The following is a 25,314-nucleotide window of genomic DNA, read 5'->3' as shown; positions in this document are numbered from 1 at the left end:
GGCAGCCTGCGGCTGCCTCAGTGGTGCTCGCGAGTAGCGCGGAATTTGATGTCCGGCCAGCGCTCTTCCATCAGCGCCAGGTTGACGCGGGTTGGCGCCAGGTAGGTCAGGTGGCCGCCGCCGTCGATGGCCAGGTTTTCCATCGCCTTGTTCTGGAAGTCCTCAAGCTTCTTCTTGTCATCGCAGGCGATCCAGCGCGCTGACCACACGGTGATCGGCTCATAGGCGCATTCGACCTTGTATTCTTCCTTAAGACGGCTGGCCACCACGTCGAACTGCAGGACGCCGACCGCCCCCAGGATGATGTCGTTGCTGCGCTCGGGGAAGAACACCTGGGTTGCGCCCTCTTCGGCCAACTGCTGCAGACCCTGACGCAGCTGCTTGGACTTGAGCGGGTCCTTCAGGCGCACACGGCGGAACAACTCCGGCGCGAAGTGCGGAATGCCCGTGAAGCCCAGCGCCTCGCCTTCGGTGAAGGTATCGCCGATCTGAATGGTGCCGTGGTTGTGCAAACCGATGATGTCGCCGGCGAACGCCTCTTCGAGCTGCTCACGTTCAGAGGAGAAGAAGGTCAACGCATCGCCGATGCGCAAGTCCTTGTTCAGGCGCACGTGGCGCATCTTCATGCCTTTTTCGTACTTGCCCGAGCAGATGCGCATGAAGGCGATGCGGTCGCGGTGCTTGGGGTCCATGTTGGCCTGGATCTTGAACACGAAGCCGGTGAATTTTTCTTCGACCGGCTCCACGGTGCGCTCATGGGCCACCCGGCCCAACGGCCGCGGTGCCCAGTCGACCACCGCATCGAGCACATGATCGACCCCAAAGTTGCCCAGGGCGGTACCGAAGAACACCGGGGTCAGCTGACCGTTGATGAACTCGTCCTGGTTGAACGCGTGGCACGCCCCCTGGACCAGCTCGAGCTGCTCGACAAACGTGTCGTACTGGTCGCCCAGGTGCGCGCGCGCTTCGTCGGAGTCGAGCTTCTGGATGATCTTGGCTTCGGTGCGCTCGTGACCATGGCCTGGGGTGTAGACGACGATGTAGTCGCCGGTCAGGTGATAGACACCCTTGAAGTCGCGGTAGCAGCCGATCGGCCAGGTGATCGGTGCGGCCTTGATCTTCAGTACCGCTTCGATTTCGTCGAGCAGCTCGATCGGGTCACGGATGTCACGGTCGAGTTTGTTGATGAAGCTGACGATCGGCGTGTCGCGCAGGCGGCACACGTCCATCAGGGCGATGGTCCGTGGCTCTACGCCTTTACCGCCGTCGAGCACCATCAACGCCGAGTCCACTGCGGTCAGGGTGCGGTAGGTGTCTTCGGAGAAGTCTTCGTGACCGGGAGTGTCGAGCAGGTTGATCATGTGCTCGCGGTACGGGAACTGCATCACCGAGGTGGTGATGGAGATGCCGCGCTGCTTCTCCATTTCCATCCAGTCGGAGGTGGCGTGGCGGTCGGACTTGCGCGACTTCACCGTACCGGCGACGGCAATGGCCTTGCCCATCAGCAGCAGCTTCTCGGTGATGGTGGTCTTACCGGCGTCGGGGTGGGAGATGATTGCGAAAGTGCGGCGCTTCGCGACTTCGGCGGCCTGGTTGGTCATGGGAAATCGCCTGACTGGGGGATTAAAAAGGGGCGGTATCATACCTGAAGTTGAGCGCCGGACCAAAATCTCGGGTTGCCGGCGGCTCTCTCATCGCACGCCAGACCAACCACCCTGCGACTAGCTTGCATAGCAGGTAATTCAACGCCTCGAAGCACAAAAGCCGCTGATTTCTCGCGCCACTAATCCAACTTCATAGTGATTAACGCTGGCCAAATGCCGCCTGAGATGGGAACCTTTAGCCCCTCGGAGACGTCCATTCCCCTGCAAGCCGCTTCGGTTGGGGATCGGTTTGATCAGCATTTTCGAGCCCGACGGGGTTCGGCTCATGGTCTGAGTGCAGCCTTCGGTTGCCTCTGGCTGCTTTTCGCGAACACACCACCCGCCGCCCACACGGCCGGCTATGAAGAAGTGTGCTCGCCGACAACACAAGGAGTCCGCCTGTGGCTACACGCTACGGAAAAGGGCTGATGGGATGCGCCACCGTGCTCGTCATCCTGGCCCTGCTGGTCCATTGGATCGGCATCGACACGATCGTGCGCTATCGCGACGATCTTGGTTTCTACCTGCAAGCGCACCTGGTCCTGGTGCTGGCTTCGATGGCGGCGGCATTGGCCGTGGGCATCCCCGCTGGCATTGCCTTGAGTCGACCGCATCGGGTCGACAAAGCCGAACGCTTCATGCAGTTTTTCAACGTTGGCAACACCATTCCCCCCTTGGCCGTTCTGGCCATCGCCCTGAGCATCCTCGGCATCGGTGCCGGGCCTGCGATCTTCGCGCTGTTTCTCGCCTCCTTGCTGCCCATCGTGCGCAATACCTACGAAGGCCTGAAGAATGTCCCCCTCTCGCTCAAGGAAGCTGCCACCGGCATCGGCATGACCCCGCGCCAGCAGCTGTGGCAGGTCGAACTGCCCAATGCCGTGCCGATCATCGTTGGCGGCGTACGGGTGGCCCTGGCTCTGAACGTCGGCACCGCGCCACTGGCCTTCCTGATCGGAGCCAACAGCCTGGGCAGCCTGATCTTCCCCGGCATCGCCCTGAACAACCAGCCGCAGCTACTGCTGGGCGCGGCGTGTACCGCGCTGCTGGCACTGCTGCTCGACGCAGTGGTGAGTTTCTCCAGCAAGCGCTGGCTGGAACGTGGCCTGGCCGGATAACACGAGGGAAACCATGAAAAACACAATCGCCTTGCTCCTGGGCGCGGCCCTGCTGTACGCAGGATTTGCCCAGGCTGCGGATAAACCGCTGATCCGCATCGGCGCGCGGGTGTTCACCGAACAGACCGTGCTGGCCGAAATCACTGCCCAATACCTGCGCGCCAACGGCTTCGAGGTGCGCGTCACCGGGGGCCTGGGTAGCAGCATTGCGCGCCAGGCCCAGGAAACCGGGCAGCTCGACCTGATGTGGGAATACACCGGCGTGTCGCTGGTCTCGTACAACCACATCGACGAGCGCATGCCCAGTGCGGCAGCCACTTATGCCAAGGTCAAGGCGCTGGACGCCAAGAAGGACCTGGTGTGGCTAACGCCGTCGAAATTCAGCAACACCTATGCGCTGGGCCTGCCGCAGCAGGTGGCCGCGGACTACCCGCAGATCACTACCATCAGTGACCTGAGCCGCGTGCTGCGCGCCGAAAGCGACCGCCGGCACCTGATTGCCCTGGACACCGAGTTCGCCAATCGCCCGGATGGCCTGGTCGGCCTCAAGCAGCTGTACGAGCTGCAGGTCGGCCGCGCCAACATCCGCCAGATGGATGCCGGTCTGGTCTATACGGCGATGCACAACAACCAGGTGTTCGCCGGGCTGGTGTACACCACCGACGGGCGCCTGAACGCGTTCAAGCTCAAGCTGCTCGAGGATGACAAGCACTACTTCCCCGACTACACCGCAGCGCCGGTGGTGCGCAAGCAGGTGCTCGACGCCAATCCGCAGCTGGCGAGCCTGCTCAAACCGCTGGCCGAGCAGTTGGACGACGAAACCATGCGCCAGCTCAATGCCAAGGTTGATGTCGAGCACCAGAGCCCTAGCGTGGTGGCCGCTGCCTTCCTGCGCGAGCACCCGATGAACAGCGAGGTACAGCCATGAGCTTGCTCGACACATTCGCCCATCTGGACTGGGCCCAGGTCCTGCAACTGACTGGCCAGCACATCATGCTGGTCGGCATCGCCGTAGGCCTGGCGATCCTCGTTGGCGTGCCGCTGGGCATCCTGATGACTCGCTTCCCCGCCGTGGCCGGCCCACTGCAAGCCAGTGCCACGGTGCTGCTGACCATCCCCTCGATTGCCCTGTTCGGCCTGCTGCTGCCGTTCTATTCCAAGTTCGGCCAAGGCCTGGGGCCGATGCCGGCGATCACCGCCGTGTTCCTCTATTCATTGTTGCCGATCCTGCGCAACACCTACCTGGCCCTGACCAATGTCGAACCTGGCATTCGTGAGGCCGCGCGCGGCATCGGCATGACCTTCGGCCAGCGCTTGCGCATGGTCGAGCTGCCGATCGCGGTGCCGGTCATCCTGGCCGGCGTGCGCACGGCGGTGGTGATGAACATCGGTGTCATGACCATTGCCGCAACCATCGGCGCTGGCGGCCTGGGCGTGCTGATCCTGACCTCCATCAGCCGCAGCGACATGTCGATGCTGCTGGTCGGCGCCGTGCTGGTCAGCCTCTTGGCAATCATCGCCGACCTGCTCCTGCAAACCCTGCAACGTGCCCTGACTCCAGAAGGACTGCGCTCATGATCGAACTTCAGAACCTCAGCAAAACCTTCAACGCCAACGGCAAGCAAGTCACGGCCGTCGACTCGGTCAGCCTCACCGTCAACGAGGGCGAGATCTGCGTTTTCCTCGGCCCCTCCGGCTGCGGCAAGAGCACCACGCTGAAGATGATCAACCGCCTGATCACGCCGACTTCCGGCCGGGTGTTGATCAACGGTGAAGACACCTCTGCACTGGATGAAGTCACCCTGCGCCGCCACATCGGCTACGTGATCCAGCAGATCGGCCTGTTCCCCAACATGACCATCGAGGAAAACATCACCGTGGTCCCACGCCTGCTCGGCTGGGACAAAGACCAATGCCGCGAGCGCGCCCGCGAGCTGATGAACATGATCAAGCTCGAGCCCAAGCAGTACCTGCAGCGCTACCCGCGCGAACTGTCCGGAGGCCAGCAACAGCGAATCGGCGTGATTCGCGCGTTGGCAGCAGACGCGCCGGTACTGTTGATGGACGAGCCGTTCGGGGCGGTCGACCCGATCAACCGCGAGATGATCCAGAACGAGTTCTTCGAGATGCAGCGGGCGTTGAACAAGACCGTGATCATGGTTAGCCATGACATCGACGAGGCGATCAAGCTGGGCGACAAGATCGCCATTTTCCGTGCAGGCAAACTGTTGCAGCTCGACCATCCGGATACCCTGCTGGCGCACCCGGTGGACGATTTCGTCAGCAACTTCGTCGGCCAGGACAGCACCCTCAAGCGCCTGCTGCTGGTGCGCGCCGAAGATGCCGCGGACAATGCCCCGTCGGTGAGCCCGCAGACGCCGGTGGCCGAAGCCCTGGAGCTGCTCGATGAGCACGACCGCCGCTACGTGGTGGTGACTGACGCGCAGAACAAGGCGCTGGGTTACGTGCGTCGCCGTGACATGCACCGCCAGCAAGGCAGCTGCGGCGATTTCCTGCGCCCGTTCAATGCCACCGCCGCGCACGACGAGCATCTGCGCATCCTGTTGTCGCGCATGTATGAGTTCAATCGCGCCTGGTTGCCGGTGCTCGATGCCGAGCAGGTGTTCCTCGGTGAGGTGACCCAGGAGTCGATCGCCGCCTACCTGAGCTCGGGGCGTTCCCGTGGCGCGAAGACCAGCATCGTGTCACCGGCCGAAACCGTGGCGTCGTGAGCAGGCCAGCAGCGATGATGAAATCGCCGATCCGCCCGTCGGTAAAGAAAAATTTATGAGGAAAATTCGGTACGCCCGTACCTGAACGCCGTGGCCATAAATATGAACACCCGTGGCCCGTCTGCGCGTCGCCCCGTCCCAGCCGGAATAGTCCGAGCCCTGCTGGGGCGGGCCCCACCTTGCGTGCGTCCCGCACGTCCATTCCACAATATTTAACGCTTGAATCGGCGCCGGGAACATCAGCCGGTCATGCGAGTCGGTTATTCAAGTGACAGGGCGGCGATCCGCGCCGATCACGCCGGGATTGCCTGTTGATTCTGCGTGCTTGCCGCCCTAAAGTGCGCGCCGAACGTCCATGCTGGAAACGATCCATCCGGCTCAAGTACTGAGTAGGCGAACCAAAGTGGGGATACGGAGGACGTTCAGTTTGCAGCCACTTAATCTTTCAGTTTGCCCATGGAGTCCCTGAGCATGTCGATCCAGGTCGAAGACTATTTCGCACGTGACACCTTCCAGAAAATGAAGGCGTTTGCCGACAAACAGGAAACCCCGTTCGTCCTCATCGATACCCAGATGATCAGCCAGGCCTACGATGACCTGCGTGCAGGCTTCGAATTCGCCAAGGTCTACTACGCCGTCAAGGCCAACCCGGCGGTCGAGATCATCGACCTGCTCAAAGACAAGGGATCGAGCTTCGACATCGCCTCGATCTACGAGCTGGACAAAGTGATGAGCCGCGGCGTGAGCGCCGACCGCATCAGCTACGGCAACACCATCAAGAAGTCCAAGGACATCCGCTACTTCTACGAGAAAGGCGTGCGTCTGTTCGCCACCGACTCGGAAGCCGACCTGCGCAACATCGCCAAGGCCGCGCCGGGCTCGAAGGTGTATGTGCGAATCCTGACCGAGGGTTCGACCACTGCCGACTGGCCCCTGTCGCGCAAATTCGGCTGCCAGACCGACATGGCCATGGACCTGCTGATCCTCGCCCGTGACCTGGGCCTGGTGCCCTACGGCATCTCTTTCCACGTCGGTTCCCAGCAACGCGACATCAGCGTCTGGGACGCCGCCATCGCCAAGGTCAAGGTGATCTTCGAGCGCTTGAAGGAAGAAGACGGCATCGAGTTGAAGCTGATCAACATGGGCGGCGGCTTCCCAGCCAACTACATCACCCGGACCAACAGCCTGGAAACCTACGCTGAAGAAATCATCCGTTTCCTCAAGGAAGATTTCGGCGACGACCTGCCGGAAATCATTCTCGAGCCGGGCCGTTCGCTGATCGCCAACGCCGGCATCCTGGTCAGCGAAGTGGTACTGGTCGCGCGCAAATCGCGCACCGCAGTCGAGCGCTGGATCTACACCGACGTCGGCAAGTTTTCCGGTTTGATCGAAACCATGGACGAAGCCATCAAGTTCCCGATCTGGACCGAGAAGAATGGCGAGGCCGAAGAAGTGGTCATCGCCGGCCCGACCTGCGACAGCGCCGACATCATGTACGAGAACTACAAATACGGCCTGCCACTGAACCTGGCCATCGGCGACCGCCTGTACTGGCTGTCGACCGGCGCCTACACCACCAGCTACAGCGCGGTGGAGTTCAATGGCTTCCCGCCGTTGAAGGCGTACTACCTGTAATGCGAAACGGGGCCGAAAGGCCCCGTTTTGACAATGCGCAAGGGTGTCGATCATTGCCGGTGCATTGCCGGGCTATCGAAGCGAGCGACGCCGACCTTGCGAATGTCCATCCTGAACTGCAAGACGTTTTTCTTTCCCACCCCTACGTAATGGTCATCCCAGGCAGGCCGGGTAGCACAGCTGAGCATCGCGCGGGCTGGCGCCGCCAAGGTAACATCATCGTACTGGCCGACCTCAGGGCGCACGATCTTGACGCCGCCTAGGCGCACTCGCCAACTGATCGGGTGAGTGCTTTTGGCATAATAGCCAACCGAGTTGCGAAGGCTCAGGCCCCACAGATCGTAATGCGAATTGGACGAATCGAAGGCAACGGTTCGTACCTGATAGCCCTCCACATCACCTTGATAGTAACCAAACCAGAAGCCTTGCTGCGCCTGAAACCCGGCTGTGTCTGCCCTGACGGTCAGCCACTGATTTCTGCGCTCGGTGGGTGAACCCTCCAGCGAATCCAGCCAGCCCTCATAACCGGGGGTCACACTGGTGAAAGTCGCAATGAAAGACCGTTCCTGAACGTAAGTCATCACTGTACCTCTGCTCGTTAGAGCAAGTGATGGTTCTTTGTAGACACGCCCGGCCGAATCGGGAAGCGCTTCTTGGCTTGAACGCGGCGTCAGACGGGCTGCTTGTCGAGCTCGGCGGCATACTGTTGCGCGAATGCCATCAACGCAGGCCCTGCTCGCTGCAAGGTTGCCAATGCGCTGCGCAGAAAGCCCAGGTTCGCTTGCCCAACTTCTCGTGCCCGGCCAAACCAGGCCCCCGCCTCGACCATCTCGCCGCGCTCGGCCAGCACCAGCGCCAGGCTGAACATGCCGCGAAAATCGCCAGCCTCGGCCGAGCGCCGGTACCAGCGCACGGCACGGACGGGGCTCGCCGTGACAGCGATGCCCTGCTCCAGGTAACGGCCATACAGATTCATCGACTTGGCATGGCCCATCTGCGCTGCCTTCTCGTAGCACAACAACGCTTGCGCCTGATTAGCTGGCACGCCACGGCCGGTAGCCAGCAGGTTACCGAGGTTGTACAGCCCCCAGTCAAGGCCGGCATCAGCCGCGCGGGCGTAGTGGATGGCCGCTTGGGAAAGGTTCACCGCACCGCCCCAGCCATGTTCCAGGCAGCGCCCGAGCATGTTGTGCGCCATGGCATTGCCAGCCTGTGCCGCGATGCCGAACCAACGCCTGGCGACGGTGGCGTCCTGCTCGATACCGCGCCCGTCGAGCAAAATCTGGCCCAGCAGCGCTTGCGCCTCGACCACCCCCTGCCCGGCTGCGGCCAGGATCGCCTGGGCGGCCTTGCCCGGGCTCTCATCGAGCATCGCCCGCAAGCGGGCAGCATCCATGACTTCTTCACGACGCAGCTGAAAACTCACCGCTCAGACCTCCGCCCAGCGCCGCAGCAGGTTGTGATAGGTGCCGGTCAACTGCAGCAACGCGGGATGTTCGGGCACATCGGCGCCCAGTTGGCGGATGGCATTGTCCATCTCGAACAGCAGCGTGCGCTGGCTGTCTTCACGCACCAGGCTCTGGGTCCAGAAGAAGGCTGCCAGACGGGTACCACGGGTCACCGGGTTGACCTTGTGCAGGCTGGTGCCGGGGTACAGCACCAGATCGCCGGCAGCCAGTTTTACCTGCTGCTCGCCGTAGGTGTCCTGAATCACCAGCTCACCGCCGTCGTAGCTGTCGGGGTCGCTCAGAAACAACGTCGACGACAGGTCGGTACGCACTCGCTCGGCACTGCCTTTGGGTTGACGCAGCGCGTTGTCGATATGGAAACCGAAGTTGTCGCCGGCACGGTAACAGTTGATCAGCGGCGGGAAGACCTTGTGCGGCAGCGCCGCCGACATGAACTGCGGGTGCTGCCACAAACGCTCGATCAGCGCGCCGCCAATCTCCTTGGCCAGCGGGTGGCCTTCGGGCAATTGCAGGTTGTGCTTGGCCTTTGCCGACTGGTAACCGGCCGTGGCTTTCCCGTCTGCCCAGTCGGCTTGCGCCAGGGCGTCGCGGATACGGGCCAGCTCGCTTGCGTCGAACAGGCCTGGAATGTGAAGCAGCATGACGGCACACCGTGACGGCTTGAAGAAGCCTCAATGATATTGATTCCCTTTTACGCGGCACAAGCCCTCAGCGCGCCTTAGACGATTCAGCGTGAAGAAAACGTAAAGAGAATTTGTAAAGATTGTAAATTAATAACGAATGGTAACGAGTCTCAATTGTGCCTTACATTTCCTTACATTAATATCCGCGGCCTTCATACCTTGGGGAAGGCCTACCACGATGCGTCATGTACCAACCGCAGTGAGTTCACCACGCTTGATCGTCTCGGCCATCGGCGTCGCCCTCAGCGCATCGGGCGCCTATGCCGCCGATCCGGCCACCAGCAGCGCCATCACGCTCGATGCCACCAGCGTCAACGGCAAGGCCGAACAGGCCAGCACCGACTACAAGGTTGAGCGGGCGGCTTCGCAGAAATACACCGCACCGTTGGTCGACACCCCGCGCTCGGTGACGGTGATCCCACAGCAAGTGATCAAGGATACCAACGCCCTGAGCCTGCAAGATGCCTTGCGCACGGTGCCAGGCATCACCTTCGGCGCTGGCGAAGGCGGCAACCCCCAAGGCGACCGTCCGTTCATTCGCGGCTTCGATGCCCAGGGCGACACCTACCTGGACGGCGTGCGCGACACCGGCGCGCAGACCCGGGAAATCTTTGCCATCGAATCGGTCGAGGTCGCCAAAGGCCCCAACTCGGCGATCGGCGGCCGTGGCGCCGCAGGCGGCACCATCAACCTGGTGAGCAAGCGCGCACATCTGGGCAACTCGCTCGACGGTGCCTGGACCTGGGGCAGCGATCAGACCCAGCGTTACACCTTCGACGGCAACTACCAGTTCAGCGACAGCGTAGCCGGTCGCCTGAACCTGATGACCCACGAAAGCAACGTGGCCGGTCGCGACAAGGTCAACTACGACCGCTGGGGTATCGCCCCGTCCCTGGCCTTCGGCCTGGGTACCGCGACGCGCGTCAACCTCGACTACTACCACCTGGAAAGCGACGACCTGCCGGATTCGGGTATCCCCTACACCCTTCCGGCTGCTGGCAGCGCCGCGCGTACCTCGGCGCACCCGAGCAAGCCCTATGACGGTGGCGACCGCGACAACTTCTATGGCCTGAGCGACCGGGATTTTCGCAAGACCCGGGTCGATATCGCGACCTTTGCCATCGAGCATGACCTGAGTGACACGCTGACCCTGAAGAACACCCTGCGTCACGGCAACAGCATGCAGGACTATATCCTCACCCAACCTGACGACAGCAAGGGCAACGTCAACAACGGCAGTGTCTGGCGCCGTGCCAACACCCGCGTCGGCAACACCGCCACCACGACCAACCAGACCGACTTGTTTGGCGAGTTCTATCTGGGCGGGCTGAAGAACAGTTTCTCCACCGGTATCGAATTCAGCCGCGAAGAAAGCGATCGGTCGTCCTACACCGTGAACACCGACACCACCCCCCGGACGCCGGCTGCCACCACCAACTGCAACCCTGGCCTGATCGGCGCGAACAGCGGCTATAACTGCACTTCGTTGAGCAATCCCAACCCGAACGACCCCTGGAGCGGCAGCATCGCGCGCAACTACGCCGGCACCGAAACCCAGAGCAAGACCCGGGCGATCTACGTATTCGACACCCTCGAACTGAGCCCGCAGTGGCTGCTCAACATGGGTCTGCGCTACGACCACTTCGACACCGACTACAAGACCCACAATGCCGCCGGTACCACCACGGCCAAGGGCGACGACGTCAGTGAGTTCGTCACCGGCCAACTGGGCCTGGTGTGGAAGCCCGCCGAAAACGGCAGCATCTACGTCTCCTATGCCACCTCCGCTATCCCTCCGGGCGCGATGCTGGGCGAAGGCACCGAGAGCAACCCATTGGGCGGCACCCCTGACCGCAACGGCAATCTGTTGGCCAGTGACATGGAGCCGGAAGAAACCACCAACTATGAAATCGGCACCAAATGGGACCTGCTTGACCAGCGCCTGTCCCTGGCCGCCGCGCTGTTCCGCACGGAGAAGGAAAACGCCCGCGTTCAGGTGAACACCAACACTTACGAAAACGTCGGCGAAACCCGGGTGCAGGGTATCGAGCTATCGGCCAGCGGCAAGCTCACCGACAAGTGGCAAGTATTCGCCGGCTACACCTACATGCAAGCGCGGCAGATCGATGGCGGCCCGCTGGGCAAGGCCAATGACGGCAACCAGTTGCCCAATACACCGAACAACAGCGCAAGCCTCTGGACCACCTATGCCATCACCCCGAAGCTGACCGTCGGCGGCGGCGCCTTCTATGTCGACGATGTGTACGGCAGCGTGGCCAACACCACGATGGTCGACAGCTATGTCCGCTACGATGCGATGGTCGCCTACAAGCTGACCCGGCATGTGGACCTGCAGTTGAACGTGCAGAACCTCACCGACGAGGTGTACTACGACAAGGCCTTCTCGACGCATTTCGCCAACCAGGCGGCCGGCAGGACGGCGTTGCTGACGACCAGCGTGCACTTCTGATCATGCAGCGCTAGCTGCGCAGCAGGGCCCCGTTCAACTGCGAGCGGGGCTTTTGCGTATCCAGGCATAATGCACGCCGCGCCGGCCGTGCCAGCGACACAAGGTAGAAGGTGTGATGAAAAAGACGCTATTCCAATTGCACTGGTTGTTCGGCATCACCGCTGGCCTGGTCCTGGCCGTGATGGGCATCACCGGAGCGCTGTACTCGTTCCAGGAAGAACTGCTGCGTGCATTCAACGCCGATGTGCTCACGGTCGAGGTGCGCGCCGAAGGCGTGCTGCCGCCTGCCGAGCTGGTACGCAGGGTCGAGGCCGCGCAGGGCGATACGGTGTCGATGCTGTGGGTCGATGTGCGCGAGGGCAACGCCGCACGCATCTTCTTCACCCCGCCTCCCGGCGAGCGCCGCGGCGCGTTGCGCTACGCCGATCCCTACACCGGGGCCCTCAAGGGCGAGGCTGCCGGCCAGGGCTTCTTCAACCTGATGCTGAAGTTGCACCGTTTCCTTGCCATGGGCGACACCGGTCGCCAGATCACCGGCGCGTGCACCTTGATGCTGGTGTTCTTCTGCCTTTCCGGGCTGTACCTGCGTTGGCCGCGCAAGCCGTTGAACTGGCGCACCTGGCTGACCCTGGACTGGGCCAAGAAGGGCCGGGCCTTCAACTGGGACTTGCACGCCGTAGCGGGCACCTGGTGCCTGGTCATCTATCTGCTGTTCGCGATCACCGGCCTGTTCTGGTCCTACGAGTGGTACCGCTCAGGGTTGAACACGCTGCTGGCCGATCAATCCGCCGCCGGGCAGGCGCACAAGCGCGGCGAAGGTCGCGCTCGCCAAGGACCGCCAGCGCTCGACAACAACGCGCCAGCGCGCACCGTCGACTACGACGCCATCTGGGCCAACCTCAAGCAGGCTGCAGGCCCTGGGCTTGCCAGCTACAACCTGCGCCTGCCAGCGCTTGGCGGCCAACCGGCCAATCTGTTCTATCTGCTCGAGGATGCCGCCCACCCACGTGCCTTCAACACCCTGGTGCTGGACCCTGCAACCGGACAGATCAAACGTCACGACCGCTACACCGACAAGTCCTTCAAGGCGCAACTGCTGCAGAGCGTGTATGCCTTGCATGTGGGCGAATACTTCGGCCTGCCAGGGCGCATCATCCTCACCGTTGCCAGCTTGAGCATGCCGCTGTTCTTCGTCACCGGCTGGCTGTTGTACCTCGACCGCCGCCGCAAGAAGCGTCAGGTCCGCGCCGCCCGTGGCACTGTCGACAGCCAGCAGGTCAGCCGTGACAGCTGGCTGATCGGCTTCGCCAGCCAGAGCGGCACCGCTGAACAACTGGCCTGGCAGAGCGCCGGGCAGTTGCAGGCGGCCGGCTTGCCAGTTCAGGTGCGTCCCTTGGCCGATGTAGGCGAGCATGACCTGCGCCAGGCACGCCGGGCGCTGTTCGTGGTCAGCACCTTCGGCGACGGCGAAGCGCCCGACAGCGCCCGTGGCTTCGAGCGCAAGGTCCTCGGCCAACCTTGGGCGCTGAACGAGCTCAACTATGCCCTGCTGGCCCTGGGTGATCGTCAGTATCCGCATTTCTGTGGTTTTGCCCGGCGCTTGCAGGCCTGGCTCGGCGAACGTGGTGCCAGCACCGCGTTCAGTGCGGTGGAGGTAGACAACTCCGATCAAGCGGCGCTGCAACGCTGGCAACAGCAATTGGCCCAGTTGACCGGTACCCAACCGATCAGCGCCTGGCAGCCTGCGAGCTTCGGCAACTGGACCTTGGTCCAGCGGCAGTTGCTCAACCCCGGAAGCCTGGGCGGCCCTGTGTACCTGCTTGGTCTGCGCGCGGAGCAGCCGGTCAGCTGGGAAGCCGGTGACCTGGTCGAGGTGCTACCGCTCAACGGCAAGCCGCGCATCGAGGCGTTTCTCAAAGGCATGGCGCTGGACAGCGAGGCTGCGGTGCGCATCGATGACCTGCCGCTAACCCTGGCCCAGGCCCTGGCCGGACGGCAGTTGCCGAGCCGTCGCGAGCACCTGGTCGGATTGCATCCACAAGCCGTGGTGGATGCCCTGGCGCCCATCGGCAGCCGCGAGTATTCGATCGCTTCGATCGCCAGCGACGGCCTGCTGGAGCTGATCGTGCGCCAGGAGCGCCACGCCGATGGGCATCTGGGCCTGGGATCGGGTTGGCTGACTGAATACCTGCCGCTCGATGGCAGCGTCAGCCTGCGGGTGCGGCGCAACAGCGGTTTCCACCTGCCGCAGACCGCTGCACCGATGGTCCTGATCGGCAACGGCACGGGCCTTGCCGGCCTGCGCAGCCTGATCCGCGCCCGGGTCAATGCCGGCGAGCCGCGTAATTGGCTGCTGTTCGGTGAGCGTAATCGCGCCCATGACCTGCTCTGCGCCCAAGAGCTGCAGGGCTGGTTGGACAACGGCGAGCTGGCCCGGCTCGACCTGGCCTTCTCGCGCGATCAGGCCGAGAAGATCTATGTGCAGGACGTACTGCTCCAACAGGCCGAGGCGTTCAAGCGCTGGGTGGCGGATGGCGCATACGTCTATGTCTGCGGCAGCCTGCACGGCATGGCGGCAGGCGTGGACGCGGCGCTCAAAGGCATGCTCGGGGAAGAAACGGTGCAGCGGCTGATCGAAGACGGGCGTTATCGACGGGATGTGTACTGAGTAGCAGCCTCGGCTCTTGCGGGAGCATCCTTGCCGGGGCGCTCCCATGACGAGCCGTTATTCTTTCAATGCAGCTCGAAGGTATCGGCATCCAGGTTAGCCGGGAACTTGGTGCGATAGGCCGCCAGGTCGGCTGCATTGAGCACGGCCGTGAATACCCCGTCCGCCTCCCCGGCGCTGAGCAAACTCTCGCCTTGGAAGTCCAGCACCTGGCTGTCACCGGAGTAGGCGAAGCCCTTGCCATCGGTACCGACGCGGTTGACCGCCGCGACATAGCACAGGTTCTCGATGCCCCGCGCAGGCAGTAGGCGGTTCCAGTGCTGACGCCGCGCTGCGGGCCAATTGGCGGTGTACAGCAACAGGTCCGTGTCTTGCGCATCGCGGCTCCAGACCGGGAAGCGCAAGTCGTAGCAGATCAGCGCACGCACCCGCCAGCCCTTGACCTCGAACTGCACCTGGCGCTCGCCTGGGGTGTAGTACTTGTGCTCACCGGCCATGCGGAACAGGTGGCGCTTGTCGTAGTGCAGAATCTCGCCATCCGGGCGGGCCCACAGCAAGCGATTGCGATGGCTGCCGTCGGCGGCCTGGATGATCACGCTGCCGGTGACCACTGCATCGAGGCGCTTGGCCTGGGCCTTGAGCCATTTGTAGGTCGGGCCGTTTTCAGGTTCGCACAACGTGTGCGACTGCATGGAAAAACCCGTGGTGAACATCTCAGGCAAGATCACCAGGTCAGCGCCGCGCGCCTGCTCCAGCAGCACGTCGAAATGCGCGTAGTTGGCCTCGCGGTCGTGCCAGGCCAGGGTGGTCTGGACCAAAGCGACATTCAGGTTGGGCAGTGCACTCAGATCGCGCATAGTTTCTCCGCTGCCTGACGCAGCGTCTCCTCTCGCTTGGCAAAGCACAAGCGGATCAGCCGTTGCTCAGAAATGGGTTGCTGGTAGAACACCGACACCGGGATGCTCGCCACGCCATGCTCACGGGTGAGCCACAGGGCCATGTCGACGTCGTTCAGATCGGGACGGATCTGCGAATAGTCCACCAGTTGGAAATAGGTTCCAGCGGTAGGGGTGAAACCGAACCGCGAGCGCTCGAGCAAGCCGCAGAACAGGTCGCGCTTGGCTTGATAGAAGGCCGGCAACTGATCGATGTGTTCGGGGTGCTCAGCCATGAAGTCGGCCAAGGCACATTGCAGGGGCGTCACACCGCAGAAGTTGACGTACTGGTGCACCTTGCGCAGCTCTGCAGTCAGGGCTGGCGGCGCGATCACATAGCCGGTCTTCCAACCGGTGACGTGGTAGGTCTTGCCGAACGAGCTGACCACGAACGCATTGCCGGCCAGCTGCGGGTGGGCCAGCACGCTGGCATGGCGCACGCCATCGTAGACCAGGTGCTCGTAGACTTCGTCACTCAGCAGGTAGATGTCGCGCTCGGCAATCAGCGCCGCAAGCTGGTCGAGGTCCTGGCCACTGATCAGCGCGCCGCTCGGGTTGTGCGGTGAGTTGAGCACCACCATGCGGGTACGCGGGCTCAAGGCGTCGGTGAATTTCTGCCAGTCGATGCGGAAGTCGCCGTCACTCAGCTGCACATGCACGCAACGACCACCGGCCAGTTCCACCGAAGGTGCGTAGCTGTCGTAACACGGGTCGAAAACGATGACCTCGTCGCCTGGGTGTATCACCGCCTGAATGGCGCAGAAGATCGCCTCGGTGGCACCTGGGGTGATGGTGACCTCATGATCTGCATCGACGTTGACCCCGTACACCCGCGCAACCTTGGCAGCCACCTGCTGGCGCAACGCCGGCAGCCCACTCATGGGCGAATACTGGTTGTGTCCTGCGGCCACGTGCCGGCCGACTGCATCGAGCAGCGCCTGCGGTCCGTTGAAATCTGGGAAACCCTGCGAGAGATTGAGCGCGCCGGTTTGTACGGCGAGCTGCGACATGGTGGTAAAGATGGTCGCGCCGACATTCGGCAGTTTGCTGCGGTTCATGGAGCCCTCTTTCCTGGGGACTGAGGGTTCAAAGCTACAAGCTTGAAGCGGCAAGCTGCAAGCTCCTAGCTGCAAGAAAAAGCAGCGATAACACCGTCTGCTTTTACGTGCGGCTTGCAGCTTGCAGCTTCTAACTGCGTCAGCGCTTGTCGCGGCGCTTCTTCTCGGCTTTCTTGTGGTGCGACATCAAGCGGCGTTTCTTGTTGACCTGGCGATCGGTGAGGGTGTTTTTCTTGCCCTCGTAGGGGTTTTCACCGCCCTTGTACTCGATGCGGATCGGTGTGCCGACCAGCTTCAGCACCCGACGGTAGGTGTTTTCCAGATAACGCGAATACGATTTGGGAATCTTTTCGGTCTGGTTGCCGTGGATCACGATCAGCGGCGGGTTGGCTCCACCCAGGTGGGCGTAGCGCAGCTTGATCCGACGACCATTGACCAGCGGCGGCTGGTGTTCGCTGACTGCGTCCTCGAGGATCTGGGTCAGTCGGCTGGTCGGCCAGCGAGTCACTGCAGACTTGAACGCAGCCTGGACCGATTTGTACAGATGGCCCACGCCAGTGCCATGCAAGGCCGAAATGAAGTGGATGTCGGCGAAGTCGACGAAGAACAACCGGCGCTCCAGCTCGGTCTTCACGTAGTCGCGCTCGCCCGACTCCATGCCATCCCACTTGTTCAGCGCGATGACGATGGCGCGACCGGCTTCCAGGGCAAAGCCCAGCAGGTTGAGGTCATGGTCGACCACGCCCTCGCGGGCATCCATGACGAAGATCACTACGTTGGCGTCCTTGATCGCCTGCAGCGTCTTGACCACCGAGAATTTTTCGACTTCCTCGTGGATCTTGCCGCGCTTGCGCACGCCTGCCGTGTCGATGAAGGTGTACTTCTCGTCATCACGCTCGAACGGGATGTAGATACTGTCACGGGTTGTGCCCGGCTGGTCGTACACCACCACGCGCTCTTCGCCGAGCATGCGGTTGACCAGGGTCGACTTGCCCACGTTGGGGCGGCCGATGATGGCGATCTTGATGCCATCTTTTTCACTCGGGCCAGGAATACGTACCGCTTCCTCGCCTTCAGCGACTTCAGCATCCAGCGCCTGCTCTTCCTCGTCGCGCGGGATGTGGCCCAGCACCGATTCCATCAAGGCGTTGATGCCGCGGCCCTGGGAGCCGGCCACCGGGATGGCGTTGCCCATGCCCAGCGGCGAAAACTCGGCGCGGGCGACATCGGCGTCGATGTTGTCGATCTTGTTGGCCACCAGGATCGCCGATTTGTTGCGTTTGCGCAGGTGCTCGGCAATCATCTGGTCGGCTGCGGTCATGCCGGCGCGGGCATCGACCAGGAACAGCACATAGTCGGCTTCCTCGATGGCCATCAGCGACTGCTCGGCCATTTTTTCGTCCATGCCGACCTCGTCGCCGGTGATCCCACCGGTGTCGATCAGGATGAATGAACGACCCTGCCAGCTGGCATCGCCATATTGGCGGTCACGGGTCAGACCCGACAAGTCACCGACGATGGCATCGCGGGTCTTGGTCAGGCGGTTGAACATGGTGGATTTGCCGACGTTCGGGCGGCCCACCAAGGCGATTACGGGAACCATGCGGCTCTCCACTCTTGAATTCTTGAAAATGCAAAGGCCGCTGCAAGCAGCGGCCGGAGTTCGGGCGGCGTGTCCTACGCCGCGGCCTGAAGCCCCTCGAGGCTTCAAGTATAGCTTCAGCGGATGCTCAGTGCCTCGAGCTTACCGCTGTTGCCAAAGACATAAATGGTGTCGCCGACCACAAGTGGACGGGCGCGCAGGCCATCGCTGTCGATACGTTCACGGCCGACGAAGCGGCCATCGACCTGGCTCAGCAGGTGCAGGTAGCCCTCGAAGTCGCCCACTGCCACGTAGCTCGAGTAGATCTCGGGCGCGGTCAGCTGACGGCGGGCCATCGAATCGTTGGTCCACAACGCGCTGGAGGAGCGCTCGTCGACCGCTTCGACGGTTCCACCGGCTTCGCTGACATAAACGTTGCCAAAGCCCTGGGCAACGCCCACATAGCTGGAGGCATCGCGCTGCCACAGCACGCGGCCGCTTTCCAGGTCCAGGCCGGCAACCCGACCCTGGTAGGTGCTGACGTACAAGGTGCCACCGGACAGCAGCAAGCCGCCGTCGATGTCCACCACACGGTCGAGTTCAGAACGGCCTTGTGGGATGGCCACTCGGCTTTCCCATACCGGGATGCCATTGCTGATATCCACCGCCACGACCTTGCCGGTCGACAGGCCGGCGACGGCCAGGCGGTTGGTGGCGATCGGCGCGCCGGTACCCCGCAGGGTGAGCACCGCCGGCGTGTTCTCGTAGATCCAGCGGCGATCACCGGTGGCGGCATCCAGGCCGATCAGGCGATCGTCCTGGGTCTGCACCACAACCACATCACCGTTGTTGGCAGGCGGGGCCAGTACTTCGCTGGTCACGCGCGAGCGCCAGCGCTCTTCACCGGTACTGGAATCGAGGGCGATCACCTCACCTTTGAGGGTGCCCAGCATCACCAGGCCATAACCGACGCCGACGGCGCCGGACACCGGCAACTCGAGGTCCTGCTTCCACACCACGTCGCCGGTGATGCGGTCGAGGGCGAAGACTTCGCCGTTGACATCGGAGGCGTAGATGCGGTCGTTCTCGATGGCCGGCACCAGGGTGTTGTAGGTTTCGCCCTGACCGTCACCGATCGAGCGGCTCCACTGTTTTTTCAAGACCACTTCTTCGGTGAACTTGGTCAGCTCGGCCGGAGGCAGTTCCTTCTTGCTGTTGCTGCTGCAACCTGCGGCCAGCACGGCCAGGGTCAGCACTGCTGCGTGTTTCCAACCGATCACTTATGCATCCCCTTTGGCCAGGTCATCCAGCTTCAGTTGCAGGCCACCGACCGCGGCGTCATCAGACAGCGCAGCCTTGGCTTTTTGGTAGGCACCATGGGCATCGTCGCCGCGGCCCAATTGCACCAGCAGATCCCCTTTGAGCTCTTCTCGGCTGGCCAGGAACGCTTTTTCGGTGTCGCCGTCGAGCAGCTTGAGCGCGTCTTCGGCCTTGTTCTGAGCAGCCAGCACACGGGCCAGGCGCTGACGGGAGATTTCGCCCAGGGTCACATCGGCGGGCTTGTCCAGTACGCTTTTCAGCTCGGCAGCGGCATCGTCGAGCTTGCCGCTTTCAACCGCGACCTTGGCCACGAACAGGCTGCCGTACTGGGCATACGCGGTACCGCCAAACTCGCTCTTGAGCTTGCCGGCCAGCTCCGCGACCTTGGTCGCGTCAGGCTGGCCAGTGGGCGTCAGGCTGGTTTCCAGCAGGGCCTGATACAGCTGCGAGGCGCCTTGGGACTGGTTGTTCTGGTACTTGTGCCAGGTATTCCAGCCCAACACCACGACACCCGCCAGCAGGGCACCGGTCAGCAGCGGCTTGCCGTTGCGGTTCCACCAGTCCTTGACCCCTGCCAAATCATCATCGGTACTCGACACCCCAATACTCCTTTTCGCCTATTCGCTTGTTGAACCGCGTTACGCCTGAGCGATCGCGGTTTCCAGGTGCTCAGCCAGAGCATCCCAGGCAATGTTCTGTTGTTCGCCCTGACCACGCAGGGGCTTGACGCCGATGGTGTGCACGGCAAGTTCGTCGTCACCGAGGATCAGCGCGAACAGCGCGCCGCTCTTGTCAGCCTTCTTGAATTGGCTCTTGAAGCTGCCGCCGCCGGCATTCACCGCCAGGCGCAAGCCCGGCAGACGATCACGCAATCCCTCGGCCAGGCGCAAGCCCGCCAGCTCGGCCTGCTCGCCGAAGGCGCACAGGTAGACGTCGATGGTGCGATTGATCGCCTCGGGCACTTTGCCAAGGGTTTCAAGCAGCAGGATCAAGCGCTCGATGCCCATGGCGAAGCCAACCCCCGGGGTCGGCTTGCCGCCCATCTGCTCGACCAGGCCGTCATAACGGCCGCCGGCGCAGACGGTGCCCTGAGCGCCCAGTTTGTCGGTGACCCACTCGAAGACGGTCTTGCTGTAGTAATCCAGGCCACGCACCAGCTTGGTGTTGATGACGAACGGAATGCCCGCGGCCTCCAGGCGCGCCTTGAGGCCTTCGAAGTGCACGCGCGAATCTTCGTCCAGGTAGTCTTCGAGCTTGGGCGCGCCCACCAGCACCGCCTGGGTGCCCTGGTCCTTGCTATCGAGGATACGCAGGGGGTTGCTCTTGAGGCGGCGCTGGCTGTCTTCGTCGAGCTGCTCCAGACGCGCCGAGAGAAACGCCACCAGCGCGTCACGGTACCGAGCACGGGCCTCGCTGGTGCCCAGGCTGTTGAGTTCGAGCTTGACCGCGTCCTGGATACCCAGCAGGCCCCACAGGCGCCAGGTCAGGGTGATCAGTTCGGCGTCGATGTCCGGGCCGTCGAGGTTGAACACTTCCACGCCGATCTGGTGGAACTGGCGGTAGCGGCCCTTCTGCGGGCGCTCATGGCGGAACATCTGGCCGATGTACCAGAGCTTCTGCACCTGGCCATTGCCGGTGATGCCGTGCTCGAGCACGGCACGCACGCAGGCGGCGGTGCCTTCGGGGCGAAGCGTGAGCGAATCGCCGTTACGGTCCTCGAAGGTGTACATCTCCTTCTCGACGATATCGGTCACTTCACCGATCGAGCGCTTGAACAGCTCGGTGAATTCCACGATCGGGGTACGGATCTGGCTGTACCCGTAGGTGTCCAGCAGGCCCGCGACAGTACCTTCGAAGTAGCGCCAGAGCGGCGACTGCTCTGGCAGAATGTCGTTCATGCCACGGATGGCTTGCAGCGATTTGCTCACGAAAAGTCCTTTCGAATCTGTGTGTCAGCCGCGGGCGATCAGCGCCGCGTCGGCTTCGACCTTTTCGGCCGCTTTCTGGCGGATGAGCTTCTCCAGCTCATCGACCAGGTTGTCATTGGTCAGCTTCTGCGCAGGCTTGCCGTCGATGTAGACCAGGTTAGGCGTGCCACCGGTCAGCCCCACGTGCGACTCCTTGGCCTCACCAGGGCCATTGACCACGCAACCGATCACGGCCACGTCCAGCGGTACCAGCAGGTCTTCCAGGCGCCCCTCGAGTTCGTTCATGGTCTTGACCACATCGAAGTTCTGCCGCGAGCAGCTCGGGCAGGCGATGAAGTTGATGCCACGCGAACGCAGGTGCAGCGACTTGAGGATGTCGTAGCCGACCTTCACTTCTTCGACCGGGTCGGCCGCCAGCGAGATACGGATGGTATCGCCAATGCCTTCGGCCAGCAGCATACCGAGGCCGACTGCGGATTTCACCGTGCCGGAACGTAAACCGCCAGCTTCGGTGATGCCCAGGTGCAGCGGTTGGATAATCTGCTTGGCCAGCAACCGATAGGCCTCGACAGCCATGAACACATCGGACGCCTTGACGCTGACCTTGAAATCCTGGAAATCCAGGCGGTCAAGGTGTTCGACATGGCGCAGGGCCGATTCGACCAGCGCTGCCGGAGTCGGCTCGCCGTACTTCTTCTGCAGGTCCTTTTCCAGCGAGCCTGCATTGACGCCAATGCGGATCGGGATGCCGCGATCAAGGGCGGCGTCGACCACCGCGCGGACACGGTCTTCGCGGCCGATGTTGCCCGGGTTGATGCGCAGGCAGTCGACACCCAGCTCAGCCACGCGCAGGGCGATCTTGTAGTCGAAGTGAATGTCGGCAACCAGCGGAACACTGACCAGCTGCTTGATCTTGCCGAAAGCTTCGGCCGCGTCCATGTCGGGTACCGAGACGCGGACGATGTCGACACCGGCATCGACCAGGCGCTGAATCTGCGCCACGGTGGCCAGCACATCGTTGGTGTCGGTGTTGGTCATGCTCTGCACCGCGATGGGGGCATCGCCACCCACCGGCACATTGCCGACCCAGATTTTGCGGGATTCGCGCCGTTTGATCGGAGATTCGCCGTGCATGAATTACTGTCCCAACTTCAGGCGAGCAGTTTCGCCACTGGTGAACGGGGCAACATCGACGGGCTGGCCGTTGTAGCTGACCTGGGCGCCACGGGCGAAGCCCAGGCGCAGCGCAAAGGGCGGCTTGCCGGTCAGTTCGAGGTTGTCACCTTTGCGCTTGATGGCACTGAACAGCACCTTGCCGTTGCCATCGGACACCTGGGTCCAGCAATCGGCGGTGAACTGAATCGCAACCTTGGCGCTGCCTGCCGGCGCGGCAGCCGCCTCCGGTGCGCTGGCGGCAGCCGGCGCACTGGAAGCTGCCGGTGCTGGGGCAACTGCCGAAGCAGGCGCAGGGGCTGCAGCCGGGGCTTGCACCGGGGCTTGCTCGGCCGCTACCGGCGCCGACTCGCTGGCAGCGGGCGCGGATTGGCTGCTGTTCTGATCGGCTACCTCGGCGCTAGCCTGTGGCAACGGCAATGCCGCGCTCTCGGCTTGCTGGCCGGCCGTCACGGCCTGGTCTTCAGGCTCATCGAGCGGGTGGATTTGAGTCGTGCCGTCGGCGCTTTCGACCTCGACATGCTCCAACGCCATCTTGGCCAGGTCCCTGCCCTTGGTGCTGCCCTGGTCCTGCCACCAGATGAAGCTGCCGCCGACCACTGCGATCAGCAGGAGCAGGGTGACACCGCGCATGATGTTATGCGACAGCCGCACCGGTTCCTCGATGCGGCCCAGAGAATGCACGTCACTGCCCTTGGCGTGAGTGCCGGTGTACTGGTCGAAGGCTTCGACCAAAGGCGCCTGGTCCATGCCGAGCAACTTGGCATAGGCCCGGATATAGCCGCGCGCGAAGGTATGGCCCGGCAACTTGTCGAAGGCACCAGTTTCCAGATGGTTCAGCGAAGTGACGGTGAGGTTCAGCTTGCGAGCCACTTCGGCTTGCGACCACTCGCGGTTCTCGCGGGCCTGGCGCAACAACTCACCGGGGTGCTGGCCAGTCGCTGCTGCTACTTCGGGATGCGCGGCTTTCATCGTTGCTCCGACAGGTATTGCTGATATTCCGGCGTACCGGGATAAAGTCGTTGTAATTGCTGGCCCAGCTCGGCCAGGGTGCCCTGCTCGTCGAATGTCCGGGCAAGGCGGCTGCCCAGCAGCAGGCTACGGGCACTCGGGTCGCTCAATTGGCTGAAACGATCGTAGTAATCCCGAGCTGGCACATAATGCCTGTTTTCGTAAGACAACTCAGCCATTTCCAGCAATGCCCTTGGCTGGTGTCGATTGAGCTGCAGAGCCTTGCTCAAGTACGCATGCGCCTGGGCCCGATCATCGAGCCGCAGGGCTGTGAGCCCAAGATTCTCGAAGACCCGTGACCGCTCAGGATACAGGGTATCGGCACTGGCCAGGCGAAACATCTGTTCGGCTTCGGCAAAACGCTGTTGAGCATATAGGAAACTGCCGAAGTTGTTACGAATTCGCGTATCGCCGGGGCGCACTGCCAGGGCTCTGGCGAAGTGCGTTTGTGCCAATGCCGGCTCGCCTTCGGCCTGGAATACCAGGGCAAGGCCCGCGAGGGCGTCGGCGTCAGCAGGGTCCAGGGCCAGGGCCTTGCCCAGTGGTACCTTGGCACGCTCGGTCATACCCTGTTGCAAATAGCCAAGCCCGAGTTGAACGTAGGCTCGCCCCGCCGCACTCGGCCCAGCACGCTTGGTCGAAGGCTCGCCCGCACCGCCCGACATGCAGCCTGCCAGCAGCGAAAGCGCAAGGATCGACAGCGCGGCGCGCAGGCTCATGTCAGGACCGGACTCAGTGGCGCACGGCGCTGTCTTGCAGCTCGGCGTCAGCGGATAACTGACGCACGGCGATGTAACGCTCGCTGCGGCGGGTGCGGTCGTTGACCTGGCCGACCAACTGACCACAGGCGGCGTCGATGTCGTCGCCACGGGTGGTGCGCGTGGTGACATTGAAGCCACCATGGTGCAGCAGGTCCTGGAAGCGGCGGATCGCATTGTTGCTGGGCCGCTCGTAACCCGAATGCGGGAACGGGTTGAACGGGATCAGGTTGATCTTGCACGGTACATCGCGCAGCAGCTCGATCATCTGCGCAGCGTGCTCGGGCTGATCGTTGACATCTTTGAGCAAGGTGTACTCGATGGTCAGCACACGCTTGCCGCCCAAGGTCGACATGTAGCCCATGCACGACTCGAGCAGCATCTTCAGCGGGTACTTCTTGTTGATCGGCACCAGCTGGTTGCGCAGCTCGTCGTTCGGCGCGTGCAACGACAGGGCCAGGGAGACGTCGATGTGCTTGGCCAGCTCATCGATCATCGGCACCACACCCGAGGTCGACAAGGTGACGCGGCGCTTGGAAATACCGTAGCCCAGGTCGTCCATCATGATGTGCATGGCGGCGATGACGTTGTCGAAATTCAGCAGGGGCTCGCCCATGCCCATCATCACCACGTTGGTAATCGCGCGGTCGATCTTGGCCGGGACGGTCCCGAAGGATTTGTTCGCAAGCCACACCTGCCCGATCACTTCGGCGGCGGTGAGGTTGCTGTTGAAGCCTTGCTTGCCCGTGGAGCAGAAACTGCAGTCCAGGGCGCAGCCGGCTTGCGACGAAACGCAGAGAGTGCCGCGGTCGTCGGTAGGAATGTAGACGGTCTCGACGCAGCTGCCGGAGGCAACGCGGATCACCCACTTGCGGGTGCCGTCGGCGGAAATGTCTTCACTGACCACTTCCGGGGGGCGAATCTCGGCAACGGCCTCGAGCTTTTCGCGCAAGGCCTTGCCAACGTTGGTCATGGCCGCAAAATCGGACACGCCAAAATGGTGAATCCATTTCATCACCTGACCGGCACGGAAGCGCTTCTCCCCTATTGAGTCGAAGAACTTTTCCATTTCCGGCTGGGTCAGCCCCAACAGGTTGATCTTGCCAGTAGATGTCGTCATGGATTCACCCTCAC

The 25,314-nt window shown here is 62.6% G+C and carries 21 protein-coding genes; 7 read left to right on the top strand and 14 right to left on the bottom strand.

Features of this window, described 5'->3' with window-relative positions:
- Nucleotides 1-17: 17 nt before the first annotated feature.
- The gene (locus tag ACLEJW_RS01220) at nt 18-1,601 is read right to left on the bottom strand and encodes a peptide chain release factor 3 (protein ID WP_145185132.1); all 1,584 of its coding nucleotides are present in this window, start codon (nt 1,599-1,601) and stop codon (nt 18-20) included.
- A gap of 470 nt (nt 1,602-2,071) precedes the next feature.
- On the opposite strand from ACLEJW_RS01220, the gene ACLEJW_RS01215 reads away from it, so the two are divergent.
- From ACLEJW_RS01215 to ACLEJW_RS01195, 5 genes are all read left to right on the top strand, one after another.
- Nucleotides 2,072-2,758, top strand: a complete 687-nt coding sequence (locus ACLEJW_RS01215) for an ABC transporter permease (RefSeq protein WP_313302529.1) — start codon at nt 2,072-2,074, stop codon at nt 2,756-2,758.
- Between the two features lie 13 nt (nt 2,759-2,771).
- On the top strand, nt 2,772-3,686 hold the full coding sequence (locus ACLEJW_RS01210; protein WP_145185128.1) for a glycine betaine ABC transporter substrate-binding protein: 915 nt from the start codon (nt 2,772-2,774) through the stop codon (nt 3,684-3,686).
- Complete coding sequence (locus ACLEJW_RS01205; RefSeq protein WP_145185125.1) at nt 3,683-4,336, top strand: ABC transporter permease; 654 nt, start codon at nt 3,683-3,685, stop codon at nt 4,334-4,336. Before ACLEJW_RS01210 ends, ACLEJW_RS01205 begins: the two co-directional genes overlap by 4 nt.
- Nucleotides 4,333-5,490, top strand: coding sequence for an osmoprotectant ABC transporter ATP-binding protein OsmV (locus ACLEJW_RS01200; RefSeq protein WP_313302498.1), 1,158 nt, complete (start codon nt 4,333-4,335; stop codon nt 5,488-5,490). Before ACLEJW_RS01205 ends, ACLEJW_RS01200 begins: the two co-directional genes overlap by 4 nt.
- Before the next feature lie 471 nt (nt 5,491-5,961).
- Nucleotides 5,962-7,125, top strand: coding sequence for a type III PLP-dependent enzyme (locus tag ACLEJW_RS01195; RefSeq protein WP_145185119.1), 1,164 nt, complete (start codon nt 5,962-5,964; stop codon nt 7,123-7,125).
- A 50-nt stretch (nt 7,126-7,175) separates the two neighbouring features.
- On the opposite strand, the gene ACLEJW_RS01190 is transcribed toward ACLEJW_RS01195, so the two are convergent.
- From ACLEJW_RS01190 to ACLEJW_RS01180, 3 genes are all read right to left on the bottom strand, one after another.
- Complete coding sequence (locus tag ACLEJW_RS01190) at nt 7,176-7,706, bottom strand: hypothetical protein (RefSeq protein ID WP_313302501.1); 531 nt, start codon at nt 7,704-7,706, stop codon at nt 7,176-7,178.
- An 89-nt stretch (nt 7,707-7,795) separates the two neighbouring features.
- Entirely contained in the window at nt 7,796-8,551 is a 756-nt protein-coding gene (locus ACLEJW_RS01185; RefSeq protein WP_313302504.1) for a tetratricopeptide repeat protein, read from the bottom strand.
- A gap of 3 nt (nt 8,552-8,554) precedes the next feature.
- On the bottom strand, nt 8,555-9,235 hold the full coding sequence (locus ACLEJW_RS01180; protein ID WP_145185110.1) for a Fe2+-dependent dioxygenase: 681 nt from the start codon (nt 9,233-9,235) through the stop codon (nt 8,555-8,557).
- A gap of 220 nt (nt 9,236-9,455) precedes the next feature.
- On the opposite strand from ACLEJW_RS01180, the gene ACLEJW_RS01175 reads away from it, so the two are divergent.
- Nucleotides 9,456-11,747: a TonB-dependent receptor gene (locus tag ACLEJW_RS01175; protein WP_313302509.1), complete on the top strand. Its 2,292-nt coding sequence runs from the start codon at nt 9,456-9,458 to the stop codon at nt 11,745-11,747.
- Nucleotides 11,748-11,859: 112 nt separating this feature from the next.
- Nucleotides 11,860-14,415 (top strand): PepSY domain-containing protein, encoded by a 2,556-nt coding sequence (locus ACLEJW_RS01170; protein ID WP_440776873.1) that lies wholly within the window; start codon nt 11,860-11,862, stop codon nt 14,413-14,415.
- Nucleotides 14,416-14,480: 65 nt separating this feature from the next.
- On the opposite strand, the gene ACLEJW_RS01165 is transcribed toward ACLEJW_RS01170, so the two are convergent.
- From ACLEJW_RS01165 to rlmN, 10 genes are all read right to left on the bottom strand, one after another.
- Nucleotides 14,481-15,272, bottom strand: coding sequence for an amidohydrolase (locus tag ACLEJW_RS01165; protein WP_145185101.1), 792 nt, complete (start codon nt 15,270-15,272; stop codon nt 14,481-14,483).
- Complete coding sequence (locus ACLEJW_RS01160; RefSeq protein WP_313302518.1) at nt 15,260-16,408, bottom strand: pyridoxal phosphate-dependent aminotransferase; 1,149 nt, start codon at nt 16,406-16,408, stop codon at nt 15,260-15,262. Before ACLEJW_RS01160 ends, ACLEJW_RS01165 begins: the two co-directional genes overlap by 13 nt.
- 139 nt (nt 16,409-16,547) lie before the next feature.
- Complete coding sequence (der, locus tag ACLEJW_RS01155) at nt 16,548-18,011, bottom strand: ribosome biogenesis GTPase Der (RefSeq protein ID WP_145185096.1); 1,464 nt, start codon at nt 18,009-18,011, stop codon at nt 16,548-16,550.
- A gap of 116 nt (nt 18,012-18,127) precedes the next feature.
- Nucleotides 18,128-19,270, bottom strand: a complete 1,143-nt coding sequence (gene bamB / locus ACLEJW_RS01150; RefSeq protein ID WP_440776872.1) for an outer membrane protein assembly factor BamB — start codon at nt 19,268-19,270, stop codon at nt 18,128-18,130.
- Nucleotides 19,271-19,909 (bottom strand): tetratricopeptide repeat protein, encoded by a 639-nt coding sequence (locus ACLEJW_RS01145; RefSeq protein WP_313456137.1) that lies wholly within the window; start codon nt 19,907-19,909, stop codon nt 19,271-19,273.
- 39 nt (nt 19,910-19,948) lie between these two features.
- On the bottom strand, nt 19,949-21,238 hold the full coding sequence (gene hisS, locus ACLEJW_RS01140) for a histidine--tRNA ligase (RefSeq protein ID WP_313456139.1): 1,290 nt from the start codon (nt 21,236-21,238) through the stop codon (nt 19,949-19,951).
- A 24-nt stretch (nt 21,239-21,262) separates the two neighbouring features.
- Entirely contained in the window at nt 21,263-22,372 is a 1,110-nt protein-coding gene (gene ispG, locus ACLEJW_RS01135; RefSeq protein ID WP_440776871.1) for a flavodoxin-dependent (E)-4-hydroxy-3-methylbut-2-enyl-diphosphate synthase, read from the bottom strand.
- Nucleotides 22,373-22,375: 3 nt separating this feature from the next.
- Nucleotides 22,376-23,383 carry a RodZ domain-containing protein gene (locus ACLEJW_RS01130; protein WP_440776870.1) on the bottom strand — a complete coding sequence of 336 codons (1,008 nt, stop codon included), beginning with the start codon at nt 23,381-23,383 and terminating at the stop codon, nt 22,376-22,378.
- The gene (gene pilW / locus ACLEJW_RS01125; protein ID WP_145185079.1) at nt 23,380-24,141 is read right to left on the bottom strand and encodes a type IV pilus biogenesis/stability protein PilW; all 762 of its coding nucleotides are present in this window, start codon (nt 24,139-24,141) and stop codon (nt 23,380-23,382) included. The genes ACLEJW_RS01130 and pilW overlap by 4 nt, the downstream gene beginning before the upstream one ends.
- A gap of 13 nt (nt 24,142-24,154) precedes the next feature.
- On the bottom strand, nt 24,155-25,300 hold the full coding sequence (gene rlmN / locus ACLEJW_RS01120) for a 23S rRNA (adenine(2503)-C(2))-methyltransferase RlmN (RefSeq protein WP_145185076.1): 1,146 nt from the start codon (nt 25,298-25,300) through the stop codon (nt 24,155-24,157).
- Nucleotides 25,301-25,314: the final 14 nt, after the last annotated feature.

The sequence above is a fragment of the Pseudomonas sp. SMSB3 genome (assembly GCF_052041965.1).
Classification (GTDB): domain Bacteria; phylum Pseudomonadota; class Gammaproteobacteria; order Pseudomonadales; family Pseudomonadaceae; genus Aquipseudomonas.
This window is presented reverse-complemented; position numbering and strand designations above follow the sequence as displayed.